The organism is Limosilactobacillus kribbianus, from assembly GCF_026413145.1.
In the GTDB taxonomy this organism is placed as follows: domain Bacteria; phylum Bacillota; class Bacilli; order Lactobacillales; family Lactobacillaceae; genus Limosilactobacillus; species Limosilactobacillus kribbianus.
Window position 1 is genome coordinate 1 of sequence record NZ_JAOVYZ010000027.1, and the last position, 22,369, is coordinate 22,369.

Consider the following 22,369-nt stretch of genomic DNA (forward strand, 5'->3'; position numbering starts at 1 on the left):
TTCGTCAATGGATATCTATCGTAAGGCCTTCTACCAAGAGATATCACAGCTCCATCAACCAATAATCAATTGGTCAGTATTATTTATTTGAGTCCAGTGGCTAACTTATTCTTGAAATTTAGGAACTTACTAAAATTCTCAATAATCCTAAATTACTAGTAAAGAAATTCGGCACAGTCCGTTCCAAACGAATAATGGATCGCCTGGACGAATTCGATGCCGCTAGAAACTTAGAACAAATCCCATCGACACCACCGCCCCGGTGTCATCGTTTGCAAGGAGAATTAGCTGGTAAATTCGCTGTTGATATTAGTGGCAATTATCGTATTGTCTTCGAAGGCTATGATAAAAATGATCAGCTTTCAGTAATCAAAAGTGCCATTGTCACTATCCAAATTATTGATATTGTGGACTATCATTGAAAGGAAGAGTGCCATGCTACACCGTGAAAATCGGATCCGCCAGTACCACCTCAGTTCTGCTGCCGACCTAATCAGCGAGGTAATGCAAAGTCACAACGTTACACAAGCCGATCTTGCCAAGCGACTGGGAATCAGCCAAAAGAACGTTTCTGATATTTTAAACCGTAAACGTTATCTTACAGAAACCACTGCCTTACGGATTGAGCATGTAATGGGGATTTCCAGTGAACTCTTACTAAAGCTTGACGCTAATTATAAGCTTCGGTTAGCCAAGGAGAATAATACCGTTGCTAAGCCAAGCTCTCCTTCATCAATCTTTTTAAAACGCTACTCTTGGGCGTAAATAACAAAAAAGCCGTGAGCAAAAACTCGCGGCTTTTTTGATCTAATTATTAAATTAGAAGCTTTCAAGATCAAGCGTAACGCTTGGGCCAAAAGTAGAGGCGATTGAAGCGTGCTTGATGTAAGTCCCACGAACTGAAGCAGGACGAGCCTTAACAACGATGTCTTCGATCGTCTTCAGGTTTTCAACCAGCTTGTCAGTGTCGAAGGAAACCTTACCGAATGGTACAGCAACGTTACCATCACGGTCAGTCCGGTAGGTAACTTGGCCGGCCTTGGCGTCAGAAACAGCCTTGGCAACGTCCATCGTAACCGTACCAGTCTTTGGGTTTGGCATTAAGCCCTTAGGTCCAAGGATCCGGCCCAGACGACCAACCTTTGGCATCATGTTTGGCGTTGCGATCGCAACATCAAAGTCGAGCCAGCCGTCTTGGATCTTTTCAACCAGGTCGTCGGAACCAACAAAGTCAGCACCGGCATCCTGAGCAGCCTTGGCATTTTCACCGTCAGCAAAGACGATTACGGTTTGGTCCTTACCAGTACCGTTTGGCAGAACAACTGCACCACGTAATTGCTGGTCAGCCTGCTTAGTGTCAACGTTTAAGTTAAATGCAACTTCGATTGATGAGTCAAAGTTAGCAAAGTCAATATCTTTTACTAATTGAACCGCGTCGTTAACAGCGTATTCTTTCTTGCTGTCAACCTTCTTAAGCGCGTCTTGGTATTTCTTACCACGAGTCTTAGCCATCTTGTGTTTTTCCTCCTTGCAAATGTGGTCTAACGGAGTTAATACCTCCCACGGAGACACACTACTTTAAATAGTGCATCCGGACTGCTTAGCAACTAGTCTTCAACAGTGAAGCCCATGCTGCGTGCAGTACCTTCGATCATGCGCATCGCTGCTTCAACGTCAGCGGCGTTTAGATCCTGCATCTTCGTTTCGGCGATTTCCTTAACTTGTGCCTTGGTTACAGAAGCAACCTTGTTCGTGTTAGGTTCACCGGAACCGTGTTCAACACCAGCGGCCTTCTTCAGTAAGACAGCAGCAGGCGGCGTCTTAGTAATGAAGTCGAATGAACGGTCCTCATAGACGGTAATTACAACTGGGATCAGCATACCCTTTTGGTCAGCGGTCCGGGCGTTGAATTCCTTCGTGAAGCCCATAATGTTAATACCTGCTTGTCCAAGTGCTGGACCTACTGGTGGAGCTGGTGTAGCGGCACCGGCAGGAATTTGCAACTTGACAACGTTAGCTACTTTCTTTGCCACGAGACAAAACCTCCTTAGTCCGTGTTGTGGTCATGATGAGGCAGTCAATTTTACCTCTCCCACAGTATGTCGAATAGCATACTATAAAAACATATCACATTTATTCAATAAATTCAAATCAAATGTAGTGACAACTAATCAATAATTCTAATTAAATGTAGTGACAATTAATCAATAATTCTAATTAAATGTAGTGACAATTAACCAACGCTCTTGAACGTAATGACAATTAGCCAACATTTTCAATCAAATTTATTGACGATTAACCAATATTTCGATCAAATGTAGTGACAATTAATCAATCATCACAATCAAGATTATGAATAATTAATCAATAATTTTGAAAAATTACTCAGCGTCAGTGTCAACCTGGTCAAAGCCCAGTTCAGCGGACGTTTCCCGGCCGAACATTTCAACATTGACCTTCAGCTTTTGCTTTTCGTGGTCAACCGCCGTTACCTTCCCGGTCAGGTCGGCAAATGGTCCGGCAATGACCTTGACCGTGTCGCCTTCCTTGACATCCAGGTCGCTGACGGTGATCGTGGCACCCATCCGCTTCATGATCCGCTCAACTTCTTCCGGCAGCAGCGGTGTTGGCTTGGAACCACCACCGTGTGAACCGAGGAAGCCGGTAACCCCTGGCGTGTTCCGGGCAATGTACCATGCCTGGTCGGTCATGATCATTTCAACTAAAACATAGCCTGGGAAAGTGTTTTCGACAACTTCCTTGGCCTGGCCATCCTTCATCTGCCGAACGGTTTCGTTGGCAACGACCACCCGGAAGATGTAGTCCTGCATCCCCATTGAATGGGCCCGGGATTCCAGGTTGCTCTTCACCCGGTTTTCGTAACCAGAGTAGGTGTGCAATACGTACCAACGTTTTTCATGTGATTCCACGATAAGTCCTCCTTAAAATTTAATCGTTCTTTTCAATTGTTTTTGCCAAAATAAAAAACCCCGCATTACACGAAGTTCACCACAGACAGTATAACAAAATTATGGGCGTTTGACTACTGACTTAGACAAACAGCTTCATGAACAGCTGAATCAGCCAGTCAAACAAGGCAAAGAACAGCACGAAGAACAGGGTTAAAGAAATAACGATCGTCGTGTCGCGCCGGTTCTCCCGCGCAGTTGGCCAAACAACCAACTTCATTTCATGACAAACACTCTTGGTAAATCGAATTAAGTGCATACTAGCCTCCACCTACTTGCTCTCGCGGTGAAGCGTATACTCCCCGCAATGTTTACAGAATTTCCGTAATTCTAGTCTTGATTCTCGTTGCGGGTTAGCGGTGATCGTGTAGTTGCGCGCACCGCATTTCGTACATTCCAAGGCAACTTTCTTTTGGGACATACACTCCGCCTCCATTCAATCAATAGGTTAGCACGAAAAGCACTTTTAAAGCAACAAAATGATTATGATCGCTAGTCAACGAACATAATCATTTCACATGCTACTTTGTGCATAGTTCTTTCATTAATTTTCGACGACACCGGGACAGGGCAGCTTGAATTTGCCGCTCCGTGTAGCCCAGTTGCTGGGCGATCTCCCGGCGATTTTGGCCCTGATGCTTCAGCATGACCACCTGGAGTTCAAAGGGTGAACAATTCTTGGCAAAATTTCTCAGGCAGGCCTGGCAGTAGGCCTCTTCGTCCGGATCCGTGCAGTTTAAGTCAGTCAGCAGCTCCGCTTTAACCATCCCCAGCGACGCCAATTGCTCCGGCGGAATCCGCTTGCCGGCCTGCCGTGACCGGCGCAAATCAAGGAGCCGGTTAATCAGACTTTGCTTGTAAAAACCGCCGAGTTGGCTGAGCGAACGGCCGTGGTAGGAACGCAGAACCCGTACGAGGACCAGCTCAGCCTCCTGGCGCCAGTCCTTTAATTCAAGTTCTGGTATATAGTATTGCTGCCAAAGGTGACGAATCATCGGCCGGTAACAGTCAAGCAGTTTCGTAAAACCTTGACTGTCACCGCTTTTGGCCCGATCGACCATCATTAGGTCAACTAGATAATCATATTGTGTGGTGCAGTGCAACATTAGCATTGCCCCCTCCCATTGTATTTTCGACCCGTCGTAATCTTAACTCCCCTGTCAGGTTCAGCCATCCCCCTGGCTCATTTGGTGCTAATTTCCCCCAAATTCATTGTGCACCCCGGAAACCCGCGCAAACTGTTCGTAAAATTTACGGTTCTGGTACTAATTTAACAAAGCGTCGCCAAATGATACATAGTGGTTCACGAACTTTTGGAACTGCTAATCGAACGGTAAGAAAACGTTTACCGCCTGGCCGGCCCCTTTTATTCAACAAATTAAAAGAAAATGTTCTTTTACTAAGTTTTACCAAAGTGCGATAAGTGAAAGCGATCCCATTATTGTGATGATAAAAGGCCAGCGAACTGGTCGCTGGCCGCTCAATTTTATTTCAATGGATGGCGTGAATTAAAGCCCTGGTAAATCAGGAGGCTGGCCGCCACGCTGGCATTTAGGCTCTGAACGTGGCCGATCATCGGGATTGTCAGCATTTCGTCACAGGTCTTCTTCAGAAGGGGTGAGATTCCCCGCCCTTCATTTCCAATCACTAGCGCCACGGCGCCGTGGGCATCCCAGGTCCGATAGTCCTTGCCCTTCATGTCGGTACCGAAGAGCCAAACACCGCGATCCTGTAATTCCTTGGCAGTCTGGACCAGGTTGGTAACCCGGGCCACCGGAACGTGTTCGAGCGCCCCAGTCGAGGTCTTCGCTACAACCGAAGTCAGACCAACCGCCCGGCGCCGCGGAATGATAATTCCGTGAACCCCGGCCGCATCCGCCGTCCGGATGATGGAACCGAGGTTGTGCGGATCTTCCAGCTCGTCAAGGATTAAGAAGAAAGGATCTTCCCCATGTTTTTCGGCATTGGCGAAGAGGTCATCAATCGTTGCGTATTGATAGGCCGCTACCGCTAACGCTACCCCCTGGTGGTTCTGGTGGTCAGTCATGTTATCGAGCTTGGTCTTCGGCACGTTTGAAATCACCAGGTGGCGTTCCTTGGCCAGCTTAACGATCTGGGCGATGGCGTCTGCCTTTAATCCGGACTGGATGAAAACCTTATTGATCTCCTGGTCCGACTTCAATGCCATCACGGCCGGGTGCCGGCCAATGATAAAATCAGTGTTTTCAGTCTTCATGCTTCGTCCGCCCCGCTTCCACTTGCTGAATGCACCACTCTGCCAGTTCTTGCAACCGGTCCTGCTGCCCCGACAGCTGCAGGTAGCCCATCAAGGCCTCAAAGCCCGTCGACATCCGGTAAGTCAAGACCGAGGTGTGCTTGGCGTGGGTATGACTGTTGGCGTTCCGGCCACGCTTGAAATAGTCCCACTCCGTCGCGCTTAGTAAATTGTCTTCCTTCATTAAGTCAATCAGAGCCGCCTGGGCCTTAGCCGAAACGTAGTGGGTTGCCAGATGCTGCAATTTGGTTGGCTTGCTGAGGCCCTGACTTAAGAGGTGCTGGCGAATAAATACTTCGTAGACCGCATCCCCCAGGTAGGCCAGGGCAATGCCGTTTAGCTGTTGATAGTCTGCTGTTTCCATTAAGTGCTGATTACTCCTTCTTGTAACGGGTTCCCTGGGGCGTGTCCTCCAGGATAATTCCCTGCTTTTTAAGATCGTCTCTGATCTGGTCGCTACGGGCAAAGTCGCGATTCTTGCGGGCCTGGTTACGTTCTTCGATCAGTTGCTTGATCTGCTCGTCGTCGATTTGGTTGTCACTAGCCGTCAGCTTGACCCCAAAGATGCTCAGTAGCGCTTGCAGTGTCTCCTTGTAGGCTGCCAGGGCATCCTGGTGAACGGTCTCCTGCTGGGCGTAGACGTTGGCCGCTTTGACCAGCTCGTAAACCACCGCGATCCCGTTTTGAACGTTGATATCGTCATCCATGGCCGCGATGAAGCGCTGCCTGAAGTCCGCCAACTGGGCCTTGACCTGGTCGTCACCACCGGTTAGGGCATCCTTTTGCCGATAGGTCAGGTTATCGTAGGCAGTCTGGATATGATCCAGGTTGTTTTGGGCGTCGATTAGGTTGGCCTTGCTGTACTGGATTGGCCGCCGGTACTGGGTGGTGGCCATGAAGAAGCGCAGTACCTGGGGGTCGACTTCCTTAATAATGTCGTGGACGGTGATGAAGTTGTGCAGGGACTTGCTCATCTTCTCGTTGTCCTTACCAATCGTCACAAAACCGTTGTGCATCCAGTAGCGTACGAACTGCTGCCCGGTCTCGGCCTCGCTTTGGGCAATTTCGTTTTCGTGGTGCGGGAACTCGAGGTCCTGGCCCCCGGCGTGAATGTCGAGCGTCTTGCCCAGGTACTTGGTCGACATCACGGAGCACTCGATGTGCCAACCGGGACGACCCTTGCCCCACGGTGAGTCCCAACTGATTTCACCCGGCTTGGCAGCCTTCCAGAGGGCAAAGTCCATCGGGTCTTCCTTCTTGTCAACCTCGTCGGCGCTGACGTGCTCGCTGGCCCCGACTTCCAGGTCGTCGATTGACTGGCCGGACAATTGGCCATAGTGCTTGAACTTGCGGGCCCGGTAATAAACGTCCCCATCTTTGGCGTAGGCATAGCCCTTTTCAACTAGATCGGCGATGAATTTGACAATGTCTTCAATATTTTCAGTGGCCCGCGGGTGAAGAGTCGCTGGCTCAATGTTGATCGCCTTCGTGTCTTCCATGAAAGCCTGGATGTACTTGTCGGCCAGCTGAGGAACCGTGATGCCCTGCTCGTGGGCGGCCTTGATCATCTTGTCATCGACGTCGGTGAAGTTGGAGACGTAATTGACCTTGTAACCCTTGAACTCTAGGTAGCGCCGCACCGTGTCAAAGGCAATCGCCGAGCGGGCATTACCGATGTGAATGTAGTTGTACACTGTCGGACCACAGACATACATGTTAACTACACCTGGATGCAGTGGCTTGAATTCTTCCTTTTTTCTCGTTAACGTGTTATAAATTGTCAGCATGTGATCCGCCCCTAACATTAAATTTACTCCTTTCATCTTACCACAAACCGCCGTTAACACCTATCAGATTAGGAAAATCGCCGACTGTAAACTTCTTTAAGACTTTGATCATAATTTCTTCATATTCTCTTGGTAGTATAAGAACCGTAGTAAAGAAGAACTTTACTACATCAATGAAACCTATTATTTTTCAATTACTCCTCCCAATAGTAACCGAAAAAATAATCATTACGAGATCTCCCCCAAGATTTTCGTAATACTCCCTATTACAAAAAAGGCGGCTTAATCCCAGGCCGTCTTTTTTGTTGTTTAGAGTGTAAAAGAATCAAAAGCGGGTTCCGTAACGTAGCATGCGTTGCGGAACCCGCTTTTTGAGTAAGTTTACTTTTGCTTCTTTTGATTATTCTTATTTGAATTTGAAGACTTGGCGGTGTCCTTATTGCTTTGCCCACCGATTCCCTTTTGCGAATGCAGTGGCCGGGCGAAGATCATCCGGCCTGCGTCGGTCTGCAGGGCCGAGGTGACCTCGACGTCAATCGGCTTGTTCATGAAGTAGCGGCCATCCTCGACCACCACCATGGTACCGTCGTCCAGGTAGGCCACCCCTTGCTGGCGCTCCGTTCCCTTTTTGACGACAACCACCCGCATCGTCTCGCCCGGAATGACCCGGGGACGCAGCGACTTGGCCAGGTTATTGATGTTTAAGACATCGACATTTTGGAACTGGATCACCTTGTTGAGATTGTAGTCATTGGTAACGATTGCCCCGTGAACCTTCTTGGCCAGGGCAATCAATTTGCTATCGACCTCGGGGATATCCTCGAAGTCGCCCTCGTACATCTCAATCGGCACGATCTTCTCGCTGCGCAGCTTATTTAAGATGTCCAGGCCGCGCCGACCCCGAACCCGCTTGATGCTTTCACCGGAATCAGCAATGTACTGCAGTTCGTAGAGCACGAAGTTCGGCACCAACAGCGTTCCTTCCAGGAAACCGGTCTTGACCAGGTCGTAAATCCGGCCGTCGATCAGGATATTGGTATCCAGAATTTTGTAATGGTGGTAGTTCGGGTCTTGTCGATCAAGAACCTCACCATCCCGTTCCTTTTGGTTGCGCCGTAAAATCAGCTTGCGCCAGTCGTCCAGCCGCGTGGTCCCGATCCGGAAGCCGAAGTAGCTGAAGATGATCATCAACAGAATCGGCAGGATGTTGTTGATAACCGGAATCCGGGTCCGCCACAGCGGAATTGAGATCAGGATTGCCAGGACCAGCCCGATGATTGTCAACAGTGCTCCCGATAATAGGTACAATGGATTTTTGCTGGTCAATGTAGTCTCAACCCGGTGAATTGCCTTTAAGGTCGGCGTCACCAGCGGAATCGCCAGCAGCCAGAAAACAAGTGCACCAAGAATAATATCAATAATTGCTAGTAATGATTCAGCAATGTGCCAGTTGAGAACATCCCAGATTAGTGGCATGTAGTAGAAGCCAATCGTGGCCCCTACGACGACGTAGATCAGCGTCAAAATTCGACGTGGTTTTTTGTCCATATCGTATCCCCTTCCTTTGAAATTTGATTTGGCCCTTGCTAGGCCAGCGCCAGGTGCAGTGCTTCCTTCAGCGTCGTCACCCCGATTACCTGAATGCCGGTCGGCACCTTCCAGCCCTTGAGGTTGTTCTTCGGCACGAAGATTCGCTCGAAGCCCAGCTTCTGAGCCTCGGCAACCCGTTGTTCGATCCGGTTGACCCGGCGGATTTCACCGGTCAGGCCGACTTCACCGACGAAGGCATCGCTTGGCCGGGTCCCCTTGTCGCGGTAGCTGGAGGCAATGCTGACGGCAATCGCCAAGTCGATCGCCGGTTCATCCAGCTTGACCCCACCCGCAGCCTTCAGGTAAGCGTCCTGGTTCTGCAGCATCAGGTTAGCTCGTTTCTCCAGGACCGCCATGATCAGCGAAACCCGGTTGCGGCTCAACCCGGTGGCAGTCCGCTGGGCGTTGCCGTAGACCGTCGGCGTAACCAGGGCCTGGATTTCGACCAGAATCGGCCGGGTTCCCTCTAATGAAACGACGACCGCCGAGCCGGTGGCATCCCGGAGCCGTTCCTCCAGGAAGATCTCCGAGGGATTCTTGACCTCGGTCAGCCCGTTGGTGTGCATCTCAAAGATCCCCAGCTCGTTGGTCGAGCCAAACCGGTTCTTGACCGAGCGCAGAATCCGGTAGGTGTGGTGAAGGTCCCCTTCAAAGTAGAGGACCGTGTCGACCATGTGCTCCAGAATCTTCGGCCCGGCCAGCGCCCCGCCCTTGGTGACGTGGCCGACGACGAAGATCGTGATGTTGTTGCTCTTGGCAATCTGCATCAGCTGGGCCGTGACCTCGCGGATCTGGGAGACGCTGCCGATCGCCGAGCTGACGTCGGTGGCCTGCATCGTCTGGACCGAATCGATCACCACGTATTCGGGCTTGAGGTCCCGGATCGTATCGCGAATGCTGTCCATGTTGGTCTCCGGGTAGACGTAGAAGTCGTCGCCGGAAACACCGAGCCGCTCCGCCCGCATCTTAATCTGGGTACCGGACTCTTCACCGGAAACGTAGAGCACCCGGTGATGCTCGTCGCTCAGCTGACCGGACACCTGGAGGAGCAGGGTCGATTTCCCGATCCCGGGGTCCCCACCGATCAGAATCAATGAGCCGGGCACGATTCCGCCGCCGAGAACCCGGTTGAGTTCGTTCAGCCGGGTCTTGACCCGCGGCGTCTGCTTGCTGTCGATCTCACTGATCTTTTGCGGCTTGGATACCAGGCCGGTCAGCGTGGTCGTCTTCGCCTTCGCGCTGCTGGCACTGGTGCTCTGCACCTGCTCCTCGACGAGGGTGTTCCACTGACCACAGTTGGGGCACCGGCCGAGGTAGCGCGGCGAGTTGTAGCCGCAGTTTTGGCAAACGTACTGTGTTCTCACCTTGGCCATTTCAGCACCCCCTACTTCTTGGTCGAACCAAAGCCACCGGTTCGCTTAGCCAGCGGCTGGTCCTCGTTGTCGGCCCGCAGGTAAGGAATAAAGATCCCCTGGCCGATCCGCTCGCCCTTCTTGACGTGGTAGTCACGCAGGCCGTAGTTGATCAGCTGGAAGAAAATCTCCCCCTCGTTGCCGGCGTTGTTGTAGTAATCGGCATCGACAATCCCGATCCCGTTTGGCAAAACCAGTCGCCGCTTCAGTGGGCCGCTGGACCGGTCCGCCAGCAAGAGAAATTCGTCCGGCTGCATGTAGGCCTTGATTCCCGTCGGCACCAAATATGGCTTCAGACTAGCATCGGCCGCCGTGAAGTCAGTATCGGTCAGCTTCTTTTGCTGGTGAATCGTCCACAGGGCCTTGATAAAATTACCCTTCCAAATTGATGGCAGGGTAAAGTCTTGTGCCGCTTCAAAGTCGTAGCCCGCGGCGTTTTCCGTCTGCCGTTTTGGCAGGTGAATTCCTTGATCGCGCTTGGTGGAAACCACTTCAAATCCGCGTTTCATCTAATCACTCCATTTAACAATAGTCAATATACTATCATAATATTATAAGATAGAATTATTGCGATTGGTATCTCTAAGCCTTGACTTTAAAGATTACTTTACGGAAAATTGAGGGTGAATGGAAGTGATCACGATGCAATATCAAATTGAGGATCACCGCATTGTTGCTAGTGACGGCCAGCAGTTCGTCGGCGAGATTTCTTTTCCCGCCGTTCAGGGCTATTCCGACCGGGTCGTCGCCGAACGGGTCTTTGTCCACCCTGATTTTCGTGGACAAGGGGTGGCAGTGTCACTCGTAAAACGCTTTATAGACTACGCCACCGACCAGGGCTGGACCGTCAAGTTGATGTGTCCATTCGTGACCCAGCAGTTCAAGCAGCATCCGGAGTATCAACATTTGCTATTACCAGAAGATCGGTTTTAATAAGGAGGAACTTTCAATGAACCAAGACGAATTAAAGGCACAGACGGGACAGGAATCCGTTAAGTACATCAAGTCCGGCATGATTGTCGGTCTCGGCACCGGCTCTACGGTCCGCTACATGGTCGACGAGCTCGGCAAGCAGGTCCAGGCCGGCAAGCTCACCGACATAATCGGGGTAACGACCTCCAGCCGGACCACTAAGCAAGCGGAGAGTCTGGGGATCACCATCAAGAACCTGGACGAGGTCGACCACATCGACCTGACCATCGATGGCGCTGATGAGATCAGCGACGACTTCCAGGGGATCAAGGGTGGCGGTGGCGCCCTGCTCTGGGAAAAGATCGTCGCCAACGCTTCCGATAAGGTCATGTGGATCGTCGACCAAAGCAAGATGGTCCACAAGCTGGGCAAGTTCCCACTGCCAGTCGAAGTAATCCCGTTCGGCAGCCAGCACGTCTTTAACCGCCTCGAAAAGAAGGGCTACAAGCCAAGCTGGCGGATGGACGGTGATCAGAAGTACCGGACCGATGAGAAGAACTACATCATCGACCTCCACCTCGGCCAGATCGACCACCCAGCAGAGCTGGCGGACGAACTGATCCACATGGTCGGTGTTGTTGAGACGGGCCTGTTCTTGAACCGGGTCAACGACGTAATCGTCGGCACCGACGAGGGTCCCAAGGTCCTGCACGCCCGTTAAAATAAAAAACTAGACGGCCACTCCTTGAACAAACGGGAGCGGCCGTTTTCATATTTCTTCCCCCACCGTCACAATTCGCCTATAATATAGGGTAAGAATATTAAGGAGGCTTTTTAATGACTTTTAAAATCACCAAGGACGATCTTGAGCGTTTTCGTACCGACTATGAGGGCCGGCGCGACAGCCAAGTAATCGAAAACGCCGTTACCAAGAACGGGGTTCGCAACGCCAGCTTCAACTGGCACTCGATTGCCAACAACGATCCCCACTTCTCAATTGACCTGAAGACCGGGAACGTCGCCGACCAGAAGCAATCCGGCCGCTGCTGGCTGTTTGCCGCATTGAACACGATGCGTCACGACATGCAGAGCAAGTTTAACCTGCCGGATGACTTTGAACTGTCCCAGTCCTACCAATTCTTCTGGGACAAGTTCGAGAAGGCCAACTACTTCTACGAAAACGTCATTAAGACCGCCAAGAAGCCGACCGACAGCCGGAAGGTGGCCTGGCTGATGGAATCACCACAAAACGACGGTGGCCAATGGGACATGCTGTGTGCTTTGATCGAAAAGTACGGGGTGGTGCCGAAGTCCGCCATGCCGGAATCCTTTAACGCCACCAACTCCCGGGGTATCGACGAGGTCTTGAACAACAAGCTCCGTCACGACGCTGTCATCCTGCGCAAGATGGTCAACGAAGACCACGCTAGCGAAAAGCGCCTGGACGCTAAGCGCAGCGAATTGCTGAACGAGGTCTACCGGATGTTGGCCTACGCCTTTGGTGAACCGGTCACGACCTTCGACTTCGAATACCGGACGAAGAAGGATCACGAATACCACCGCGACAGCAACTTGACGCCACAGAGGTTTTTCAAGAAGTATGTTGGCTGGAACCTGGACGACTATGTTTCGATCATCCAGGCCCCAACCGCCGACAAGAAGTACCACAAGACCTACACGATCGACATGCTGGGCAACGTCGTCGGTGGCCGGCAGATCAAGCACCTCAACCTGCCGATGGACGAATTCAAGCAGCTGGCGATTGAACAGTTGAAGAACGGCGAGAGCGTTTGGTTTGGTTCCGACGTCGTTAAGTACTCCGAGACCAAGCTGGGGATCATGGCACTGAACACCTACGACTACAGCGCCCTCTTCGACGTGGATCTCGACATAACCAAGGCCGAGGCCCTCGACTACGGCCAGAGCATGATGGATCACGCAATGGTCATCACCGGGGTCGACCTGGTCGATGACAAGCCTACCAAGTGGAAAGTCGAAAACTCCTGGGGTGACAAGGTTGGTCACAAGGGCTACTTCGTGATGTCCGACGCCTGGATGGACAAGTACGTCTATCAGCTCGTCGTCAACAAGAAGTACCTGACTGACAAGCAAAAGAAGGCCCAGGAACAGGAACCAATCGTCCTGAAGCCGTGGGACCCGATGGGAACGTTAGCATAACTAGGAAAAAATGAGTGGAAAGCGCGCCACGATTTTTCCACATTATCACAAAAAGATGGCTGGAATTTTTCCAACCATCTTTTTACTATCTAACGGTTAACCCACCATCGGCCGTCACGACCGCACCGTTAATGAATTTTGAATTGTCGGAAGCCAGGAAGAGCGCCAGCTGAGCGATGTCATCCGGGTCACCGATCGGCAGGTTTTCGCCAAAGGACATGGCAACCTTGACGCCATCTGGGTCGACGTCCTTGATGGTGTCCGTGATGTTGGTGGCCACTCCACCCGGTGCAATGGCGTTTGCTCGAATCTTGCCATTGTAGCCGTAGACGGCAGCAACATGCTTGGTCAAACCGATCAGGCCGTGCTTGGCAACCGTGTACGCGCAGCCGCCACGGCCACCAAACAGGCCACCGATTGAAGCGACGTTGACGATCACACCGCCTTGGTCCTGACCCTGCATCATCTGCACCGCTTCACGCGTGGTATAGAACGGTCCGTTTAAATCAACGTCCATGATCTTCTGCCAGGTCGCATCATCGAGGTTAGCAACCGTCTTGAAGCTATCCATGATTCCGGCGTTATTAACCAGGATGTCCAGGTGGCCCAATTCTTTGGCCTTATCAAACATCTTGCTGACGTCGTTTTCGTCGGCAACGTTGGCAACGACGGGGATAATCTTATCAGTGGCAAGTTCACTCAGCCGCTCCTCATTAATGTCGGAAGCGATCACCGTTGCCCCCTTACTTGCAAAGAGCTGGCTAATCGCTTTGCCCATTCCCGAGCCGGCACCAGTAACGATTGCAACTTTATTTTCTAGCAAATCCATCACGATTCCTTCTGTATGTTAAAATTAGGTCCAACAGAAGCGTTTTCACCTACGTTTTTAGGATAAGGGTGAGGATAATCCACAGGTCAAGGGGAAATTATGATGTACATACAAAACGGCTCAAGGAGCTCTTCCACATCGGGCGGGACAGCATCAGATATTACGAAAAGGATGGTATCCTCAATCCAAAAATTGACCAGCACAATGGTTATCATTATTACAACGATCTTGATATTGATATTCTTTCACGAATTATCAAACTTCGTGGACTAGATTTTAGCCTGAGTGAAATCAAACACCTGCATAATGTTGACAGGACTGATGATTATCTAAAAGCACTAATTCAAAAAAAGGCTGATCTACAGCGCAGAATCAGCCATTATCAGAAAATCGTTCAATATCTCAAACAAAATGAACAGAATATTCAACACTATTTGAACCACGACTTCTTTTTAAGCTCTGATGACTTTATGGTGGAGTTTGCTTACCACAACTACCATGAATTTTTCGAAAGCCATCATAAAATTAAATATGATAACTACCGTGATCTCAATAACCGTTCACTTTGTGCCACATCAGAATTCATTATTTTTCTCAAACCCAACGACGACTACGGCCATTACTTCATCGACAAGGCCGGCACCGCCTTTACGGCCAGCACCATCCCCCTGTTAAAAAACCTGCCAGCCAAGTTTTCCCACTATCAGTACCCGCACGTCTTCCGTTCATTTTTGCAGCAACCAATCACAATGCACAGAACCATTAACCTGCAAAAGTCCCTGCACGCAATCTATGACCGTGGCTTTCGAATCACTGCTCCACCATACCTGCGCCAAGTTGCGGTCCTAGAAAAGAAGCAGCGAATTCTCCAATTAAATGTTCCAGTCCAAAAAGCCTAGAAGCATCAAATGCCACCCGATAAATCTGCAAATTTATCGGGTGGCATTTTCAATTTATTTCAATTTTTGATCCAGGAAGTCCCGCGCAATGTCGTAAATGCGCTGACTCCAGAAGTCGCGTTCGTGGTTGGCGCCCTTAACCCGGTAGGCCGTGACCTCGTAGCCGTCCTGATCGAGCTGGTTGTACATGTCGACCATTTGGTGGTAAGGAACCACGGTATCGGCATCCCCGTGCAGCAGCAAGAACGGCGGGTAATCCTGCCCCGGCTCCTCGACGGCCAGTGGGCTCATCGCCTGGGCAACGTCCGCCCACTTAGACGGGTCGGGCCCAAAGAGGCAGAACTGGAGCAGTTTGTTGCCCGGAACCTTCTTGGAATACTCAAAGGTGTCGGCCACGTCCATCGGTGCGAAACAAGAGATGACCGCGTCAACCCGGTCGGATTCGTGGGCGTAGAGCCGGGCCTTGTAGCGCTCGTCATCCCCAGTCAGGCCGACCAACATCGCCGCATTGGCACCCGAGGAAGTCCCCCAGATGCCGACGCGGTGCGGGTCAATCGCATACTTGCGGGCATGGCACCGCAGGTAGCGGATCGCCGTCTTGACATCCTCCAAGAAGGCCGGAAAGGCGTAACCGTCGACGGCGCTGCGGTGCTGAACGGTCGCCACCACGTAGCCGTGCTTGACGAACTGCACCAGCTGCGGAATTTCCTCACCCAGCTTGCCGGTGCGCCAGGAACTCCCCTGGACGAAGACAAGCAGTGGGCGCGGCGCCGGATGGTACTGTTGGGGGTAACGTTGGGTCCACGGGGTCATGATGGCCATCTTGAGGGGTCGGCCATCAACCGCCGCGTAGGTCACGTTATCGAGCAGGCGGACCTGCCCATCTAAAGTGGGGTTGTTTTGCAGCTCATGAATCATTTAATCTTCACCATCCATTGTAATGAAAGTCTTCTTGACGATGTGCAAGTGATCGTCGAATCGGTACCAGATCGGCTTGCCGTTTGGCACCTCGACCTTGTCAATGTCCTCATCCGGAATCTGGTCGAGGTACTTGATCAGGGCTCGCAGCGAGCTGCCGTGGGCCACCACCAGCTGGTTCTTCCCGTCCAAGAGGCGCGGTGCAATCTGATCCTGCCAGTACGGCAAGAGCCGCTGCTGGGTCATCGCCAGGCTCTCACTCAACGGCATCTTCACCCCGAGACGGTCGTAGCGCCGGTCGTGCTGGCGTTCCGTCAGCTGTGGCGGCAGGTCGGTATAGCCCCGCCGCCAGCGATGCAGCTGGTCTGCACCGACCTCTTCTTTGACCTTGGCCTTGTTGCGGCCGCTCAGTGCACCGTAGTGGCGTTCATTGAGCCGCCAGGTCTTATGAACCGGAATGTACAGCTGGTCAATCGCCTCCAGGATGATGTTCGTCGTCTTGATCGCCCGCCCCATGTAGGAAGTGTGGGCGTCGGCGAACTGAATCCCGAGCTGGGCCAGCTCCCGGCCGACCGCCTGCCCCTGAGCAATACCTTCCGGCGTCAGCGGCACATCGGTCCAGCCCGTAAAGATGTTGTCCCGGTTGGCCTGACTCTGACCATGTCGAACAATCACTAAATCTACCATAGTAACTCTCACTCCTTTGCCACCACTTATGATAGCGCAATTGTGCAGTCTTTAACAGTCGGACCTACAACATCGTCTTGATTAGAACCATCAGGATTGGAATGACGATTACACTGAGGACCGTCGTTTCGGTGACCATGATCGCGGCGTAGTCCGAATCGGCATGGTAGAGCTTGGAAACAACTGGGGCGTTGGTCATGACCGGCATGGCCGCCTGCAGGATAAAGACCTGCTTCATCAGAACCAGCATGGAACTCGGAATTACCAAAATAGCCATCAGGACCGGCGCAAAGAGAAAGCGGCCGAGGAGAATTCCCCAGGCATCCCGGGTCAGCCGCACCCGACTGAGACCGGCGTTGGAGATTGCAATCCCGATGAAGATCATCGACAGCGGAATCGTCAGCCCACCAATGTAAGAAAGATCACTCATCACAAACTTCGGTAGGTGAACGTGAAGAATTACCAGGATAACCCCCAGGATGAATCCCAAAAGCGGCGGCGAGAAGATTTTCTTCAGGGCCGTCTTGACGTCGATCTTGGCCTCGTGCATCCCGTCACGCTGAATCAGCCACACGCCCAGTGTCCAGAAGAAGGTCGTGTTGGCCATGTAGTAGACCAGAACGTAGGGAATCGAGCGGTTGCCAAAGAGGGCCAGGTTGATCGGCAGGCCGATGAAGACCGTGTTGGAATTGAAGAACATCGAAGAAAACAATCCGATGTGCGACCGCTTGATCCCGAGCACCCGGGCCACGGCAAAGGAAAGGGCGAAGAGGATCAACATCGACAGGACCGGGTAGCGTAGATCCGGCAATAAGGTTTTTAATTGCCCAGCCGAAAAGTCATGCATGATCGTCGTCACCATGTAGCACGGCAAGGCGACCTGGGTGACGATCCGGGAGATGACCTTCGAAGACCCTGGATTAAACCAACCCCGTTCGTTGAGCACGAAGCCGACGACCACCATGATCAGGATAATCAGGACCCCGGAAATCGCGGACAGGAATATTGATAGCATTTCATCATCTACTTTCTCTCAAGCTATCCTTTTATTGTACAACGTTAACCAAATTTTAAGAATTCTAATCGGCCAGATTCTCAATTAAAATCCCGTCACTGCAAGAAGTGGACTATAATTAGGAAGATTGACTAATTATCTTAAGTACGGAGATAAGCATGAAAAGCAAATTGTATCACCTAATCAATTGGTCATTGCCTTACCTTGCAATCTGCGTAATGGCCTACATTATTATGTACCCCCAGATCATCTCCCACGGGGTGATCCTCGGGACCGACTCAATCTTTCACTTCAACCGCTTCTACGATGCTGCCAAGCAGATCCAGCACCTGGACTTCAGCTATTTCCAGAGCAACTACTGCTTCCAGCAGAGCGGGCGGGTGATCAACGCCGTCTATGGTCCCCTCTTTGCCTACCTCAACGGGGCCCTGCTTGGTTTCCTCGGCACTTGGTACCGCTATGAGGTCATCAGCGATTTCGTCGTCTATATTGTCGGCGGGATCGGCATGTACCTGCTGGCAACCAAGGCGCACAGCTCACGGCGCTTTGCCCTGTTGGTCAGCCTGATCTTCATGAACATCGGTTGGCTGCCCCGCTGGCAGCTCGCCCAGAACATGAACGCCTGGGGAGCAATGCTGGCGCCCTACATGCTGATGTGCGCGGTCACAATGCTCCAGGACCGCGCGCGGCCGGTTCACTGGCTGCCGCTGATGATCGTGATGACGACCGTGATCCAGATCCACCTCTTGAGCTCGATCTTCTTCGTGGTCACCCTGATCCCCTTTTTCATCATCGGCCTGGTCAAGACGACCAACCGCTGGGGGATGCTCAAGGAGACCGCGCTGGCCGTGATCGGCACCGTCATCCTGACCGCTAACGTCTGGGGAGCGCTGTTGATGCTCAATCTCCACAACCACATCGCCACCCCGGCCGACTTCGATATGCTGTTTAACTCGCTGAAGCCCTCGCAGTTCAACAGTACGCGTAACTACCTCATCTACTTCTGCTGGCTGCTTTTCCTGGTCCAGCTACTCTATGTCTGCCGACACTGGCGACGCTCGCTGGTCAACACCACCGCGACCATTTTTGGCTTTGTTATCCTGATGGTTTCCTCAATCTGGACGCCCTGGGATCAAATTGCCAAGACCATTCCGGCCCTGTCACACACCCTTCAGTTTCCCAGCCGGCTGACCGTCATCGCCTACCCCCTGCTCCTCTTGGGGGTGGCGATTTCCGCAACCGACTTCGTTCGAGGGGAGCGGGCATCGCGGCTCCAGTTGCGGCGCAAGATCATGGTCGGCATCCTGCTCTTCATGGTCGCCCAGGTCCTCGTGCCCAACACCAGTGACGTCTTTCGGCGGACGGCGCGTTACAAGTCGCCGGCCGTCCTGAACTCCTCCAGCGCGATTGCCTGGGTCACTGAGAACCGCTTCGGCCTGCGCCGGTCGGTTCACGATCTTTATCCCGGCCAATTGCTGACAATGGTGGAAAAACGCAGCCCGGACTACTTGCCGGTTCCGAAAAAGTACCTCAACAACCGGAAGTACATTCGCTCCTTTGCCTACCAGGACCAGATCATCAACCACGCCGGTGAATACAAGCACACGGTCCTTCCCCACGGCGGCCTAAAGCTGACCTGGAACGCCGGTACGGCTGGCCGGGTTCGGCTGCCGATCATTACCTATCACGAATCGCAGCTCACCCTCAACGGCAAGCGACTGCATAACTACAAACGCTCTAGAATCGGGGCTCCTTACGTTTATCAACGCCAGGGGCAGAATACCGTCACCCTCTACTTTAAGGTGGCGGGCTGGTTTAAGGTTCTCCTAGCGGTCTCGCTAGTTGGCATCAGCATCCTGCTGCTCTACGGAATCGGTGTCCTGATCCGCTCGCTACCCGACCTCTGGCGCCGCATTACCACATAAGAAAAAACGCTGAACCGATCGAAGGTGCTCATTGAAAGCATCCGATCGGTTCAGCGTTTTCGTTTAGTTTTTATTTGGGATACTGATCAAGCTTAGTCCTGCTTTTTCTTCTTAGAACCAAGTAAACCAAACATGGTCAGCAAGGAGGCAAAGCCTAAGCCAGCCAGGGCCGTGGAATCAGCGTTCCCGGTTTGTGGCAGGCGTTGGCTAGCAGCGCGTCCGGCTGACGTAGTGTCAGTGGTCGTAGCTGCGTTCGTGCGCCGTGCGGAGTCCGTTGACAGCGTTGCGCCGTGGATATTCTTGCCCGTTGGCGTAACAACATCGGAGCCCGTCGTTTGCGTCGTCCGATCACCAGTTGACTGATCCTTGCCAGTCGGCGTTGTGGAAGGCGTCGTAGTGGTTGTGTCAGTCGTGTTGGTAGTATCAGTCGTGTCATCGGTTGGCTTAGTGTCGGCGTTCTTGTAGTGCGTATCGAAGTCTGGATCAGCGGTAGCCGTGTAGGTAACAGTCTGTTCAATGTCACCACTCGTTGGCGTGATGGTCTGACTAGCGATCGCTTGCTTGTCAGCAGTGTAGCCGTCCAGGGATGGGCTGGTAACCGCTGCGAAGCTCTGGGAGTCCTGACTCCAAGCACCCCAAGTCTTTTCGTTCGTCACAGCATCCTGTTCACCCGTCCGCGAGAAGGTAACCGTCTGGGTATTGTCCGCTGCGGCTTGGCTGCCGTCAGTGAAGACGTAGTGGATCGTTTCCGTAACCGTCTTACTGTCGTTGACTGGCGTTACCGCGTGCTCCAAGTGAACGGTGAAGTTATTCTTGGCGTTATCTGAGGCAAACTTAGCACCACTTTGGAAGTCGCTAGAAACGAGCTTGTAGCCTTGACCTTCGTAGTCGCTGATTTGCGTTGCTGGGTCAGTACCGAAGCTGATGGCCTGGTTGAATTTACCATCAGCCGTATCAGTCTTCAGCGTTTCACCAGTCGTGTCATCAACGTACGTGATCGTAGCCGTTTGGGCATTAGCGTCGTAGTTAACAGTCTTGGTCAAGTCTTCGTCGCCGAAGTTAACCGTTGCGCCTTGAACGTTGGTTTGATCGGCAGTGTAGCCGTCCAGAACTGGGCTAGTTACATCCGTGAAGCTCTGACTTGCGCTTGGCGTCCAAGTCGTCTTGCCCGTAACTTCATCAGTCGTACCATTTTCCGTGAAAGTCAGCGTTTGAACGTTGTCTTCAGCGGCCTTGGTTCCGTCAGTGTAAACGTAGTGAATTGTCTGACTGACAGTATCTTCACGACTAGTGGCCTTCGTTGCGTGTGTCAGGTGAACAGTGAAGTTGTTGTTGCTGTTGTCTGAGGCAAACTTAGCACCACTCTCAAAGTCGTTAGAAACGAGCTTGTAGCCTTGGCTTTCGTAGTTACTGATTTGCGTTGCTGGGTCGGTACTGAAGCTGATAGCCTGGTTGAACTTACCATCAGCCATGTCGGTCTTCAGCGTCTTGCCCGTCGTATCATCAACGTATGTGATCGTAGCTGTTTGGGCGTTAGCACTGTAGGTAACGGTCTGGGTCAAGTCTTCGTCGCCGAAGTTAACCGCTGTGCCCTGAACGTTAGTTTGATCAGCGGTGTAGCCATCCAAGACTGGGCTAGCTACGTCCGTAAAGCTCTGGGCTGCGCTTGGTGTCCAAGTCGTCTTGCCAGTGACTTCATCCGTCGTCCCGTTTTCGGTAAAGGTTAACGTCTGAACGTTGTCATCCGCAGCCTTGGTTCCGTCAGTGTAGATATAGTGGATTGTCTGGTTAACAGTATCTTCACGCGTTGTAGTCTTAGTGTTGTGCGTCAAGTGAACGGTGAAGTTGTTCTTGGCGTTGTCTGAGGCAAACTTGTCACCACTCTCGAAGTCGTTAGAAACGAGCTTGTAGCCTTGGCCTTCATAAGTGTTGATCTGAGCTACTGGGTCAGTGCCGAAGCTGATGGCCTGGTTGAACTTACCGTCAGCCGTATCAGTCTTCAGCGTCTTACCCGTCGTATCATCAACGTACGTGATCGTAGCTGTTTGGGCGTTAGCACTGTAGGTAACGGTCTTCGTCAGATCGTCATCGCCGAAGTTAACCACTGCGCCTTGAACGTTAGTCTGATCGGCGGTGTAGCCGTTCAGAACTGGACTAGTAACGTCCGTGAAGCTCTGGCTTGCGCTTGGCGTCCAAACTGTCTTGCCAGTGACTTCATCCGTCGTACCATTTTCAGTAAAGGTTAACGTCTGAACGTTGTCATCCGCAGCCTTCGTACCGTCAGTGTAGACGTAGTGAATCGTCTGACTGACAGTATCTTCACGACTAGCGGTCTTCGTTGCGTGCGTCAGGTGAACCGTGAAGTTGTTCTTGGCGTTGTCTGAGGCAAACTTAGCGCCACTTTCAAAGTCGTTAGAAACGAGCTTGTAGCCTTGACCTTCGTAGCTGGCGATTTGCGTTGCTGGGTCAGTACCGAAGCTGATCGCTTGGTTGAACTTACCATCAGCCGTGTCATTCTTCAGTGTCTTGCCAGTCGTGTCGTCAACGTACGTGATCGTAGCCGTTTGGGCGTTAGCACTGTAGGTAACGGTCTTGGTCAGATCGTCATCGCCGAAGTTAACCGCTGCGCCTTGAACATCAGTAGTATCAGCGGTATAGCCATCCAATACTGGACTGGTTACGTCCGTGAAACTCTGGCTTGCGCTTGGCGTCCAAGTCGTGTCACCAGTAACTTCATCCGTCGTCCCGTTTTCGGTAAAGGTTAACGTCTGAACGTTGTCTTCAGCAGCCTTGGTTCCGTCAGTGTAGACGTAGTGAATAGTCTGACTGACAGTATCTTCACGACTAGTGGCCTTCGTTGCGTGCGTCAGGTGAACAGTGAAGTTGTTCTTAGCGTTATCTGAAGCAAACTTAGCACCATTCTCGAAGTCGCTAGAAACCAGCTTGTAGCCTTGGCCTTCATAAGTGTTGATC

23 protein-coding genes and 1 pseudogene are annotated in these 22,369 nt (G+C 51.9%); 7 read left to right on the top strand and 17 right to left on the bottom strand.

Annotated features, from left to right (window positions below; translation table 11 throughout):
• Positions 1-435 precede the first annotated feature (435 nt).
• Complete coding sequence (locus OCT58_RS06680; protein ID WP_267202105.1) at positions 436-765, top strand: HigA family addiction module antitoxin; 330 nt, start codon at positions 436-438, stop codon at positions 763-765.
• A gap of 54 nt (positions 766-819) precedes the next feature.
• On the opposite strand, the gene rplA is transcribed toward OCT58_RS06680, so the two are convergent.
• The 12 genes from rplA to OCT58_RS06740 form a co-directional block, all read right to left on the bottom strand.
• Positions 820-1,512 carry a 50S ribosomal protein L1 gene (gene rplA / locus OCT58_RS06685; RefSeq protein WP_267202106.1) on the bottom strand — a complete coding sequence of 231 codons (693 nt, stop codon included), beginning with the start codon at positions 1,510-1,512 and terminating at the stop codon, positions 820-822.
• A 95-nt stretch (positions 1,513-1,607) separates the two neighbouring features.
• Positions 1,608-2,033: a 50S ribosomal protein L11 gene (rplK, locus tag OCT58_RS06690; RefSeq protein WP_003717526.1), complete on the bottom strand. Its 426-nt coding sequence runs from the start codon at positions 2,031-2,033 to the stop codon at positions 1,608-1,610.
• Between the two features lie 348 nt (positions 2,034-2,381).
• Positions 2,382-2,930 (bottom strand): transcription termination/antitermination protein NusG, encoded by a 549-nt coding sequence (gene nusG / locus OCT58_RS06695; protein ID WP_267202107.1) that lies wholly within the window; start codon positions 2,928-2,930, stop codon positions 2,382-2,384.
• Positions 2,931-3,051: 121 nt separating this feature from the next.
• Entirely contained in the window at positions 3,052-3,228 is a 177-nt protein-coding gene (gene secE / locus OCT58_RS06700) for a preprotein translocase subunit SecE (protein WP_267202108.1), read from the bottom strand.
• A gap of 12 nt (positions 3,229-3,240) precedes the next feature.
• Positions 3,241-3,390, bottom strand: a complete 150-nt coding sequence (gene rpmG, locus OCT58_RS06705; RefSeq protein WP_267202109.1) for a 50S ribosomal protein L33 — start codon at positions 3,388-3,390, stop codon at positions 3,241-3,243.
• Positions 3,391-3,490: 100 nt separating this feature from the next.
• Positions 3,491-4,081 (bottom strand): sigma-70 family RNA polymerase sigma factor, encoded by a 591-nt coding sequence (locus tag OCT58_RS06710; protein WP_267202110.1) that lies wholly within the window; start codon positions 4,079-4,081, stop codon positions 3,491-3,493.
• A 374-nt stretch (positions 4,082-4,455) separates the two neighbouring features.
• Complete coding sequence (gene rlmB, locus OCT58_RS06715) at positions 4,456-5,205, bottom strand: 23S rRNA (guanosine(2251)-2'-O)-methyltransferase RlmB (protein ID WP_267202111.1); 750 nt, start codon at positions 5,203-5,205, stop codon at positions 4,456-4,458.
• Positions 5,195-5,608, bottom strand: coding sequence for a Mini-ribonuclease 3 (locus tag OCT58_RS06720; protein ID WP_267202112.1), 414 nt, complete (start codon positions 5,606-5,608; stop codon positions 5,195-5,197). The genes rlmB and OCT58_RS06720 overlap by 11 nt, the downstream gene beginning before the upstream one ends.
• 10 nt (positions 5,609-5,618) lie before the next feature.
• Positions 5,619-7,031 carry a cysteine--tRNA ligase gene (gene cysS, locus OCT58_RS06725; protein ID WP_267202127.1) on the bottom strand — a complete coding sequence of 471 codons (1,413 nt, stop codon included), beginning with the start codon at positions 7,029-7,031 and terminating at the stop codon, positions 5,619-5,621.
• 381 nt (positions 7,032-7,412) lie between these two features.
• Positions 7,413-8,579, bottom strand: coding sequence for a PIN/TRAM domain-containing protein (locus OCT58_RS06730; protein ID WP_267202113.1), 1,167 nt, complete (start codon positions 8,577-8,579; stop codon positions 7,413-7,415).
• A gap of 38 nt (positions 8,580-8,617) precedes the next feature.
• Positions 8,618-9,994, bottom strand: coding sequence for a DNA repair protein RadA (radA, locus tag OCT58_RS06735; protein ID WP_267202114.1), 1,377 nt, complete (start codon positions 9,992-9,994; stop codon positions 8,618-8,620).
• A gap of 11 nt (positions 9,995-10,005) precedes the next feature.
• A complete protein-coding gene (locus OCT58_RS06740; RefSeq protein ID WP_267202115.1) occupies positions 10,006-10,542 on the bottom strand; it encodes a dCTP deaminase/dUTPase family protein in 537 nt (178 codons plus the stop codon).
• A gap of 133 nt (positions 10,543-10,675) precedes the next feature.
• Between OCT58_RS06740 and OCT58_RS06745 the strand changes: the two genes are divergently transcribed.
• From OCT58_RS06745 to OCT58_RS06755, 3 genes are all read left to right on the top strand, one after another.
• Positions 10,676-10,966 carry a GNAT family N-acetyltransferase gene (locus OCT58_RS06745; protein WP_267202116.1) on the top strand — a complete coding sequence of 97 codons (291 nt, stop codon included), beginning with the start codon at positions 10,676-10,678 and terminating at the stop codon, positions 10,964-10,966.
• Positions 10,967-10,982: 16 nt separating this feature from the next.
• Entirely contained in the window at positions 10,983-11,666 is a 684-nt protein-coding gene (rpiA, locus tag OCT58_RS06750; RefSeq protein ID WP_267202117.1) for a ribose-5-phosphate isomerase RpiA, read from the top strand.
• 116 nt (positions 11,667-11,782) lie between these two features.
• Positions 11,783-13,123 (top strand): C1 family peptidase, encoded by a 1,341-nt coding sequence (locus OCT58_RS06755; protein WP_267202118.1) that lies wholly within the window; start codon positions 11,783-11,785, stop codon positions 13,121-13,123.
• Positions 13,124-13,208: 85 nt separating this feature from the next.
• Here OCT58_RS06755 and OCT58_RS06760 read toward each other — a convergent pair whose 3' ends face one another.
• On the bottom strand, positions 13,209-13,952 hold the full coding sequence (locus tag OCT58_RS06760) for an SDR family oxidoreductase (RefSeq protein ID WP_267202119.1): 744 nt from the start codon (positions 13,950-13,952) through the stop codon (positions 13,209-13,211).
• A 68-nt stretch (positions 13,953-14,020) separates the two neighbouring features.
• On the opposite strand from OCT58_RS06760, the pseudogene OCT58_RS10470 reads away from it, so the two are divergent.
• Both OCT58_RS10470 and OCT58_RS06765 read left to right on the top strand, forming a co-directional pair.
• Positions 14,021-14,242: pseudogene (locus OCT58_RS10470) on the top strand (MerR family transcriptional regulator); the annotation flags it as partial.
• A gap of 180 nt (positions 14,243-14,422) precedes the next feature.
• Complete coding sequence (locus OCT58_RS06765; protein ID WP_267202120.1) at positions 14,423-14,851, top strand: hypothetical protein; 429 nt, start codon at positions 14,423-14,425, stop codon at positions 14,849-14,851.
• Between the two features lie 54 nt (positions 14,852-14,905).
• On the opposite strand, the gene OCT58_RS06770 is transcribed toward OCT58_RS06765, so the two are convergent.
• The 3 genes from OCT58_RS06770 to OCT58_RS06780 form a co-directional block, all read right to left on the bottom strand.
• Positions 14,906-15,769 (bottom strand): alpha/beta hydrolase, encoded by an 864-nt coding sequence (locus OCT58_RS06770; RefSeq protein WP_267202121.1) that lies wholly within the window; start codon positions 15,767-15,769, stop codon positions 14,906-14,908.
• A complete protein-coding gene (locus tag OCT58_RS06775; protein ID WP_267202122.1) occupies positions 15,770-16,456 on the bottom strand; it encodes a 2,3-bisphosphoglycerate-dependent phosphoglycerate mutase in 687 nt (228 codons plus the stop codon). It abuts the gene before it with no gap.
• 64 nt (positions 16,457-16,520) lie between these two features.
• Positions 16,521-17,471 carry an AEC family transporter gene (locus OCT58_RS06780; protein WP_267202123.1) on the bottom strand — a complete coding sequence of 317 codons (951 nt, stop codon included), beginning with the start codon at positions 17,469-17,471 and terminating at the stop codon, positions 16,521-16,523.
• Positions 17,472-17,629: 158 nt separating this feature from the next.
• Here OCT58_RS06780 and OCT58_RS06785 point away from each other — a divergent pair, with 158 nt between their 5' ends.
• Complete coding sequence (locus OCT58_RS06785) at positions 17,630-19,396, top strand: putative glycosyltransferase family protein (protein WP_267202124.1); 1,767 nt, start codon at positions 17,630-17,632, stop codon at positions 19,394-19,396.
• Between the two features lie 92 nt (positions 19,397-19,488).
• Here the strand turns inward: OCT58_RS06785 and OCT58_RS06790 are convergent.
• Positions 19,489-22,369: mucin-binding protein (locus OCT58_RS06790; protein WP_267202125.1), on the bottom strand; the 2,881-nt coding region annotated here is incomplete at its 5' end.